At 60.9% G+C, this 8,849-nt stretch carries 8 protein-coding genes; 7 read left to right on the top strand and 1 reads right to left on the bottom strand.

Features of this window, described 5'->3' with window-relative positions; genetic code table 11:
- The 7 genes from U9R81_RS12325 to U9R81_RS12295 form a co-directional block, all read left to right on the top strand.
- Positions 1-1,122 (top strand): SLC13 family permease (locus U9R81_RS12325; protein WP_322495746.1); only part of this gene is annotated, 1,122 nt, incomplete at its 5' end.
- A gap of 79 nt (positions 1,123-1,201) precedes the next feature.
- Positions 1,202-2,269: a hypothetical protein gene (locus U9R81_RS12320; protein WP_322495745.1), complete on the top strand. Its 1,068-nt coding sequence runs from the start codon at positions 1,202-1,204 to the stop codon at positions 2,267-2,269.
- A 628-nt stretch (positions 2,270-2,897) separates the two neighbouring features.
- Entirely contained in the window at positions 2,898-4,280 is a 1,383-nt protein-coding gene (locus U9R81_RS12315; protein ID WP_322495744.1) for a circularly permuted type 2 ATP-grasp protein, read from the top strand.
- A gap of 19 nt (positions 4,281-4,299) precedes the next feature.
- On the top strand, positions 4,300-5,082 hold the full coding sequence (locus U9R81_RS12310; protein ID WP_322495743.1) for a helical backbone metal receptor: 783 nt from the start codon (positions 4,300-4,302) through the stop codon (positions 5,080-5,082).
- Positions 5,079-5,951 carry a DUF547 domain-containing protein gene (locus U9R81_RS12305; protein ID WP_322495742.1) on the top strand — a complete coding sequence of 291 codons (873 nt, stop codon included), beginning with the start codon at positions 5,079-5,081 and terminating at the stop codon, positions 5,949-5,951. The genes U9R81_RS12310 and U9R81_RS12305 overlap by 4 nt, the downstream gene beginning before the upstream one ends.
- Before the next feature lie 370 nt (positions 5,952-6,321).
- A complete protein-coding gene (locus U9R81_RS12300; protein WP_322495741.1) occupies positions 6,322-6,852 on the top strand; it encodes a glycine/sarcosine/betaine reductase selenoprotein B family protein in 531 nt (176 codons plus the stop codon).
- A gap of 18 nt (positions 6,853-6,870) precedes the next feature.
- Positions 6,871-7,149 carry a hypothetical protein gene (locus U9R81_RS12295; protein ID WP_322495740.1) on the top strand — a complete coding sequence of 93 codons (279 nt, stop codon included), beginning with the start codon at positions 6,871-6,873 and terminating at the stop codon, positions 7,147-7,149.
- 23 nt (positions 7,150-7,172) lie between these two features.
- Here U9R81_RS12295 and U9R81_RS12290 read toward each other — a convergent pair whose 3' ends face one another.
- Positions 7,173-8,618 carry a 1,4-alpha-glucan branching protein domain-containing protein gene (locus tag U9R81_RS12290; RefSeq protein WP_322495739.1) on the bottom strand — a complete coding sequence of 482 codons (1,446 nt, stop codon included), beginning with the start codon at positions 8,616-8,618 and terminating at the stop codon, positions 7,173-7,175.
- Between the last annotated feature and the right edge of the window lie 231 nt (positions 8,619-8,849).

The raw sequence follows: 8,849 nt of genomic DNA, 5'->3' as shown, positions 1-8,849 counted from the left end.
CTGGCCGGTTTGACGCTGGCCGAGGCGCGTTTGCATAGCCGGTATGGGGTGACGGTGGTGGGGATTCGCCGCTGGCCGGCCAATCGGCCAGCTCCCGGCCCGGCGCGCGCGGTCACTGCGGCGACGCGTGTGCTCGCTGATGATCTGCTCGATGTGATCGGCGATGAGGCGGCGGTAGCGGCGCTCTGCCGCGCCGAGCGTTTGATCTCGCAAGCGCCGCAGCCCGATCTGCCGTTTGGGCCGGATTTGCCGGTGATGGAAGTGGCGCTTACCCCGCGGTCGCGTTTTATTGGCCAGACGGTGGTTGCTTCCGAGTTGCGCCAACTATTTGGGGTGACGGTATTGGGGGCGCGTCGCTTGGGCCAGCCGCTCGCCGGTGATCCGGCCCATGAGACGCTGCGCTTTGGCGATACGTTGCTGGTTGCCGGCCCGCCGGCTCACCTTGAGACGATCGTGCGCGATCAACGCACCTTTGGCGATCTGGCGGTGGTGGCGCTGCCGCGCGATCTGGCCGTCAGCGGCGACCGGCTCAGCCGACGCGCGCTGTTGGCCATTGCGATTATGCTGGCAATGTTGGTCGTGATGGCCGGTGGTTGGTTGCCGACCGTCACGGTGGCTTTGGTGGCGGCAGTGGCAATGGTTATCACCGGCTGCGCGCCGCTCAATGATGTCTACCGCCGCCTCAGTTGGGAGAGCTTAGTGTTGATTGCGGCGATGTTGCCGATGGCGACAGCGCTTACCAAGACCGGTGGCGCAACCTTGATCGCCACCGAGCTGGCAACCGCGCTCGGTGCGTTCTCGCCGCTGGTAGTGCTGGCCGGCGTGTTCATCATTACCAGCTTCCTCAGCCAGTTCATCTCGAACACCGCTACCGCCGTGTTGATGATGCCGATTGCGCTGGGGATTGCGCAACAGTTGGGCCTAGCGCCGGAGCCGCTCGTGATCACGGCGGCGATTGCCGCTTCGACGGCCTTTGCTACCCCGATCGCCTCGCCGGTCAACACGCTCGTGCTGGCGCCGGGAGGCTACCGGTTTGCCGATTATGCCCGCGCCGGCATCCCGTTGCAGGTCGTCGTGCTGGTGATTTGTCTGCTGGTGGCGCCGTTGATCTTTCCGTGGTGATCGGAGCGGCGCGCTTTATGCTACAATCAGCCTTGCTGGTTTGTGAAGCGATATCCGTTGCTATATAAGGAGGTTTATAGTGAGTGTCAAAAAGATCGGCATTCTCGTCGGTCGCGAGTGGTCTTGGCCACCCGCCTTTATCGAAGAGGTCAATCGGCGCAATGCTGGCGTGCGGGCCGAGTTCATCAAGCTAGGTGGAACGCGCATGGCCGAGTTGTGCGACTACGACGTGATTGTCGATCGCATTAGCCATGAGATCCCGTACTACCGCACGTTTCTCAAGACAGCGGCGCTCAGCGGCACCCGCATCGTCAACAATCCCTTCTGGTGGAGCGCCGATGATAAGTTTTTTGGCGCCTCGTTGGCGACGGCGCTCGGTATTCCCCATCCGCGCACGGTAGCACTGCCGTCACATTCCTACATCGAAGGCGTGGTCGAAGAATCGCTGCGCAATTTGCAATACCCGATTCCGTGGAAAGAGCATGTCGATTATGTCGGCGGCTTCCCGGTTATTCTCAAGCCGGCGTGGGGCGGCGGTTTTAAGAAGGTCTACAAAGTGCATTCGTATGAGGAGTTGTGGCGCGCCTACAACGAGACCGGCATCGAGTGCATGATGCTGCAAGAGTACATCGCGTGGGAGAAGTACGTGCGCTGCATCGTGATCGGTCGCCGCCACATCATGACGATTAAGTTCGATGCCAATGCGCCGTGGCCGCACCGCTACTTCCGCGACGATAACTACCTGACCCCTGACGAAGGCCGGCAGGTAGTGGAAGGCGCGCTCAAGCTGAATCAGGCCCTCGGCTACGATATGAATACGGTTGAGTTCGCCATCCGCGATGGCGTTGCGTATGCGATTGACTTCACCAACCCCGCGCCCGACTTCGATGTCAATTCGCTCACGCCCTACTACTTCGACTGGGTGGTGCGCACGATGGCCGATTTCACCATCGAGCTGGCCTTGCAAGGCCGGGCCAAGCCGGAAGAGTTCGCGTGGCATCGCTTGTTGAACGGCCCGATGGCCCCGGCTGCCACGCCGGTGGCTGCGCCGGAAGCTGCTCCCAATGGTGATCCGCCGGCTGCTGAAGCACCGGCAGCGCCGAAGCGCCGGACAACCCGCAAGAAGAAGGCGGCTGAGGAGGCGTAGCGGTGCGCTTCCCTCCGGGGGAGTTGCTCCCTCCACCAGCGGGGGAGGGCCGGGGTGGTGGCGGGAATAGCCGCAAAAACCCACAAAAGACACAAGAATAGAACGATATTTTGGTGTCTTTTGGGTCTCTTCGTAGCTATGCAAAGAGTGACGGGGCGGGGGACGCGAATCTCACCCTTAAGGGAGATTGCTTCGCCTCGCGGGGGCAGAGCACGGCTCTGCCCCCTACGCTCGGCTCGCAATGACACGCGGGAAGCGAATCTTCCCCTATAGCTCTTTTCGTACTCTGCGTCCTTCGCGCCTTTGCGTTATACATCTCTGCGACTCTGCTCCCTTGGCGCCTTTTCCCCGTCTTCTCCTGCGCCAGTGGGAGAGGGGACAGGTGTGAGGGTTCCAAGCAGAATAGCTACAGAAGATGCACCAACGATGCAAATAATCTTATGGTTTTGCGCCTTTGGGGTCTTTTCGAGGCTATTCAGCCCGCGCAGCGGGCTTCGTAATCTTAGCCCGGCCCTTTAGGGCCGGGGCACACACACCAGTAATCTCGTGTTATATTTTTTGTGCCATTTGTGTCTCTTTGTGGCTATTCAGAAAGATCCGGGGTGGGTCTACTAGATAAGGAACAACTATGACCCTTGCGCAGGCAATCGCTGATTACCATGCTCTGCTTGATCCGGCGCTGGCGGCCGCGTCGTGGCAGCGGCTGACCGAAGAGATGCGCGCCCGCCAGCTCTATTTCGGCGAGCGTCCGCTGGCCACTGTGTTGCGCCCGCGCTTGATTACGGCATCGCAGTACGATTTGTTACGGCGGGGAACGCAACACGTCGCTGAGGCGGCGCGCGTGATCGTGGCGGCAGCGCTTGAGAATAACGAAACCGGACAGGCGGTGCGCGATATCTTGATGCTCACCCCGCTCGAAGAGCGGCTGATTGCGATGCACCCCGGTTATCTCGAACCGAGCGCCCATTCTCGGATGGATACTTTCCTCACCGTGGATGGGTCGTCGCTGCAATTTGTTGAGTACAATGCGGAAAGTCCGGCGGCGATTGCCTATGAAGATTTGCTGGCGCAGGCCTTTTTGGCCATGCCGGTGATGGAAGAGTTCGCCAAGCGCTATCCGCTGATGCCGTTGCCTGCCCGCCCATACATGCTGCGCACGCTGATGGATTGCTGGCGCGCAGCCGGCAGTCCCGGCCACGAGCCGCGGGTGGCAATTGTCGATTGGCGTGGTGTGCCGACTGCCACCGAATTCGAGATGTTCCGGCGCTATTTCAACGAGCACGGCTTGCCGGCGATGATCTGCGCGCCGCAAGACCTCGCCTTCCACGATGGACAGTTGTGGGCGCGATTGGAAGACGGCAGCGAGACGCTGGTCACGATCGTCTTTAAACGGGTGTTGACCAGCGAGTTTCTCACTCACTACGGTGATGACTCGCTCAGCCATCCGCTGGTGCAGGCGTATGCCGCCGGCGCATGCGTGATTGTCAATTCGTTCCGCGCCAAATTGCTGCACAAGAAGTCGTTGTTTGCCCTGCTGTCCGACGAACGGTTCTATGAACCACTCAGCGCCGAGCAGCGCGCCGCCGTCGCTGCCCATGTGCCGTGGACGCGCGTGGTGCGGCCCGGCCAGACGACCTATCAGGGTGAGACGATTGATTTGCTGGCGTTTGCCCGCGCGAACCGCGAGCGGCTGTTGCTGAAGCCGAACGATGAGTACGGCGGCAAGGGGATTACCATCGGCTGGGAGGTGAGCGCCGCCGAGTGGGAAGCTGCGCTGAACACGGCTCTCGCTGCGCCGTTTGTAGTGCAAGAGCGCGTGACCATCGCCTATGAGCCGTATCCGGCGCTAGTTGATGGGCAGGTTGTGATCGGCGAGCGGTTGGTTGATAGCGATCCGTTCCTGTTTGGTACCGAAGTCAATGGCTGTCTGTGCCGGCTGTCAACCGTGACGTTGCTGAATGTCACTGCCGGCGGCGGCAGCACGGTGCCGGTCTTCGTGATTGATGGTTGATCACGGTAAGGAGGGCGTGATGCAGGTGCGTGATGCCCTTGGCCGGACAATCGAGCTGGCGGCGCCGCCGCAACGGATTGTCGCGCTGGTGCCGAGTATGACCGAGTGGCTGTTTAGCGTCGGAGCCGGCGAACGGGTGGTCGGAATTACCGACTATTGCAGCGAACCGGCGGCGGCGATCGCGCATCTGCCGCGGCTGCGCGGCACCAAGAACCCGGATCGGATAGCGATTCTCTCGCTGCACCCCGATCTAGTCATCGCCGAGCAAGAAGAGAACCGTGAGCGCGATGTGCTGGCCTTGGCCGCTGCTGGTGTCAATGTCTATGTCACCGCCATTCGCAGTGTGGCCGATGCTGCCGCGCAGTTGGCGGCGTTGGCCGAAGTGCTCGGTGTGGCGATGACGGCTGCGCCGATGATCGCTGAAATACAGGCGGCAATGGCCAATCCGCCAGTGCCGGCGCGCCGGGTGCTGGCGCTGATTTGGCGTGATCCGTGGATGGCAGTGGGGCAAGATACCTACGCCAATGATCTGTTGCGCCTCAGCGGCGGGATCAATGTGGCGGCGGCGTTGCCGGGCCGTTATCCGCGCGCGCCATTGGCCGAACTGCTGGCCCTCAATCCTGATACCATCCTCTTGCCGAGCGAGCCGTACCCGTTTAGCGAGCGCGATCTGCCGGCGTTTGCTGAGGTGACCGATCGCTGCCAGATCGCGTTCTGCGATGGCATGGCCTTGACATGGCCCGGCCCGCGTACCGCCGCTGCGATCGCCTCGTTCCGGCGACTATTGGGGAATGCCGTATGAGCCAACTGGTCTGGTTACGTGAAGCGGTGATGGGATTGGCGCTAGGCGAGCGCGCGCGCAGTGTGCTGAACGCTGGCCCCGCGCCGGCGGCGACGGTCGATGGCGCGGCGCTAACTGCCGAGCTCAAGCGGGCCGTCAACCAGTTTAAGGCGCTGGCGATGGATGCTGGCGGCACACAGGTGCTCTACGATCGGTTGCGCTCTGTTCCGGCTTACCTCGCGTTCCGCACTGAACTTACCCCGCAGTTGCAGCGCTTCGATCCGGCTTCATTGCCGGATCGGGCAACGCGGCTGGCCTTCTGGATCAACCTCTACAACGCGCTGGTGATCGATGCCGTCATTGCCTTTGGCGTCCAGACCAGCGTTGCTGATGAATTGGCCGGTCTCAGCTTCTTTCAAGCCGCGGCCTATCTGATCGGCGGCCAGCGCTGTTCGCTCAACGACATCGAGCACGGCATCTTGCGCGCTAATCGCGGCCATCCCTTCATCCCCGGCCCTCAGTTTGCCGCCGATGATCCACGCCTCGCTTGGATCATCGATCCGCCCGATGTCCGGATCCACTTTGCCCTCAACTGCGCCAGCCGTTCGTGCCCGCCGATTGGCGTCTACAGCGCCGAGCAAATCGATGCCCAGCTCGAACTGGCTATGCGCAGCTTTGTTGACGCCAGCGTGACCATCGATCCGGCCCGCGGCGAGATCCATCTGTCGCGCATCTTCGACTGGTACCGTGAGGATTTTGGCGGTCCCAACGGAATTGTCCAACTCTTGCGGCAGGCGCTGCCTGATGACGAACGCCGGGCATGGCTGTTGCAAGCGCAGCGGGGCCGTTTAGTCTACCGTCGGTATGATTGGTCGTTGAATCGCGGCTGACGCGGGCCGGGATCGACCACCCCGCCAAAACGTTGAGGGGCGGATAGAACATTTGTAGTGATCACAACCGTTGATCGCTATGCGGTGTCTCAAAGACCGGCTCTACACTCCCCTCTCCCGCGCTAGTGGGTTGGGGGGCGATATTTGGTCGAGCACAACCGTTGATCGCTGGGCAATGCCTTAACACTTAACTTGGCACTCCCCTCTCCCACGCGAGTGGGAGAGGGGCTGGGGGTGAGGGCAAAACGGAGCATCGCACAGCGATCAACCACATCTGCGCTCATGCGTGCTGTCCGCCCTTAAAAACCCCAAGACGAAGGTATACTACAAGAGCAGGATCAACGACAGTACAGGCATCGCAGAGGACGTTATGACCGATGACTGGCGCAACCGCTCACTCAAAGATCTCTACCGGCTGACCGGCCAGATCTTCTCACAGCTTCCGGCATTAGCCCGCCTGTGGGGCGGCGCGTACCGTGCGCTCAGTTTCGATACGGTGCCCTTCACCCCTATGCGCAAACCGCTGGCTGAGGCTCGTTTTGCGCTGGTTACGACCGGCGGGGTTCACCGGCGCGATCAACCGCCGTTTGATATGGCCGATCCGCGCGGCGACCCTACCTATCGCCGCATTCCGGCTGATACGCCGGTGGCTGATCTCACCATTACCCACGATTACTACAACCACACCGACGCCGAACGCGATTTGAATATTCTCTTTCCACTGACCTTGATGCGCTCGTTGGCGCAGCGCGGGATCATTGGTGGTGTGGCTGATTGCTACAGTTTCATGGGCCATATCGAACCGCCTCATCTCGAAACCTTGCTGCGCCAAACTGCCCCCGAAGTCGCCAGTTTTCTGAAACAAGAGCAGGTAGATGCGGTCTTGCTCACCCCTGCCTGAGGGTTGTGCAATCAGTCCGTGGGACTGATCGCGCGCATCATTGAAGACGCTGGCATCAGCACAATCTGCATCGTCAGTCTTAAGCCGATTGCCGAACAGGTGCGTCCGCCGCGCACCTTGCATCTGGCATGGCCGTTTGGCCATCCGTTAGGCGAACCGGGGAACCGGGCGCAACAGGTGACCGTGTTGCACGCGGCGCTGCACAGCCTCTACTTCGCCGAGCCGGGCGAGATTTTAGAGCCGGGTTGGCGCTGGCGGCGTGAAACGTACACTATCCCGGCAGGGTGGGAGGTGTGAGAGATGCCCTTCGGCATCTTTGCTCATCCCTTGCCAAACAGGCGGTAATTCAACACCGGAAAGATTGCGTCGTGCGTTTCGATCTGCTCAAGGGTAAAGAGATCGGTCGCGCTCAGCGACTCTTGGCGCGCCAGCGCAAACAACTGCTCGAAGCGATCAAGGTGTCGTTGCCAACCCAATTCCTGCGGATCTTCCGCCCAATCACTCTGTTCAGCCAGCAATAGTTCGCGCGCCGCTTGCGTCAGCACCCGCTCGCGAAATCCTTCGACCGCCGGATAGTGCGCAATCAAATCGGCAAACCGGTGTTCGGCGTCGTGGAGCGCCTGCCAATAGCGCTGTGCGCTGGCCGATTGCCAACGCGAGAGGGGATGCGGGAGCTGGGGGTCTGCCTGCAGAACGACGGTCTCACTCGTGCGTAAGCCGGCCAGTATCGTTCCCGGATGGGTCAAACTGAGCCGAGCATCAGTTGCGCAGCGGGTCAATACTGCTTGCAGCCATGTCGGTCCTTCAAACCAGCAGGTTCCCCACCAACGGGCATTAATCGGCACAACGATCGTGGCGTCAGCCGGCAATTGATTCAACCGGTACAGCAGTTGCTCGACGAAATGGTTGGCGTGCTCTTGCGCGCGCCGCAGCGCATCATACGGATCGTACGGTTGGGGCGTATCGATCCCATTGGCCGTATAACCGGTTGGATCAGCAGCGTTCCGGTAGAGTGGATCACCCGGATAGCCTAGTTCGGTAGACCAAATCTGGCGGGATAGTTCGCTCTCGACCCCAATCGCCGCCAGCCGGCGCGGGATGATCCAGCCGGGCAATTGACCAGTACGCACATAAACCGGATCCACAATGACATAACGTAGATCCAAGTCGAGTGCGATCTGCTCGATCCCCGGCCGCCATGCGCAACCGGGCAGCCAGAGTCCTTCTGGTCGTTTAAGGTGGCGCGAGATGTAGAGCAAGCCGTGTTCGAGTTGCGCTCGCACGAGGCTCTCGCGGCTCAGCAATGGTAAAATGGCGTGACTAGCCGGCAAACAAAGCGGCGTCGCCACCTCGGTGGCAACTAATTCGTGCAGCCGTCCGGCCAAATTGCGCTGGTAGCGCATATTGAATGTGCGCAGCGTTTGGCGATCCCAATCAAGGTAAAACCGCGCCAGATACGCCCCGTGGCGATTGTTTTCCGCTTCAAAGCGAGCAAGTTCGGCTTGATGGCGAGCAATTCTATGTTCCAACCACTGTTCGAAATGCTTGCTGACAACCCGGTCGCGCCACTGTTCTAGGGCAATTGGCGAGCATGCCAAGGCGAGCGTGATCGGTAGATGGTGGCGCTGCAATTCACCGAGCAGATCGAGCAAGGGGATCAGCATCTGCGCGGTAAAAGCGTGCAGATGCTCTTCGCCGATAGGGTGCCGTCCGGGATGGCGCACGTATGGCGTATGCACTTCAATCACAAACGCGACTGGCATCATGCCCTCGCTCATTACATTCCCACCGGCTCTCGCAATCCATTATAGTATATAGTATACAGGCGCTTATGGGTTCACCGGTGTTACTGGCACTGGCGTTGGCAGTGATGTGGCGGTTTCGGTCGGTGTCGCGATACTGGTGGTGGCCGGCGTGCCCTCTGGCGTCGGGGTGCCGGTGGTGGCCGGTGTGCCCTCTGGCGTCGGGGTGCCGGTGGTGGCCGGCGTGCCCTCTGG

It is taken from the genome of Chloroflexus sp. (assembly GCF_034435895.1).
In the GTDB taxonomy this organism is placed as follows: Bacteria; Chloroflexota; Chloroflexia; order Chloroflexales; family Chloroflexaceae; genus Chloroflexus.
Note: the sequence above shows the minus strand (reverse complement) of the source record. Positions and strands in the feature narration are given on the sequence as shown.

Coding starts and splice junctions, on each gene's coding strand:
- U9R81_RS12310 (WP_322495743.1), top strand. CDS start 4,300: ATGCAGGTGCGTGATGCCCTTGGCCGGACAATCGAGCTGGCGGCGCCG.
- U9R81_RS12305 (WP_322495742.1), top strand. CDS start 5,079: ATGAGCCAACTGGTCTGGTTACGTGAAGCGGTGATGGGATTGGCGCTA.
- U9R81_RS12290 (WP_322495739.1), bottom strand. CDS start 8,618: ATGATGCCAGTCGCGTTTGTGATTGAAGTGCATACGCCATACGTGCGC.
- U9R81_RS12315 (WP_322495744.1), top strand. CDS start 2,898: ATGACCCTTGCGCAGGCAATCGCTGATTACCATGCTCTGCTTGATCCG.
- U9R81_RS12300 (WP_322495741.1), top strand. CDS start 6,322: ATGACCGATGACTGGCGCAACCGCTCACTCAAAGATCTCTACCGGCTG.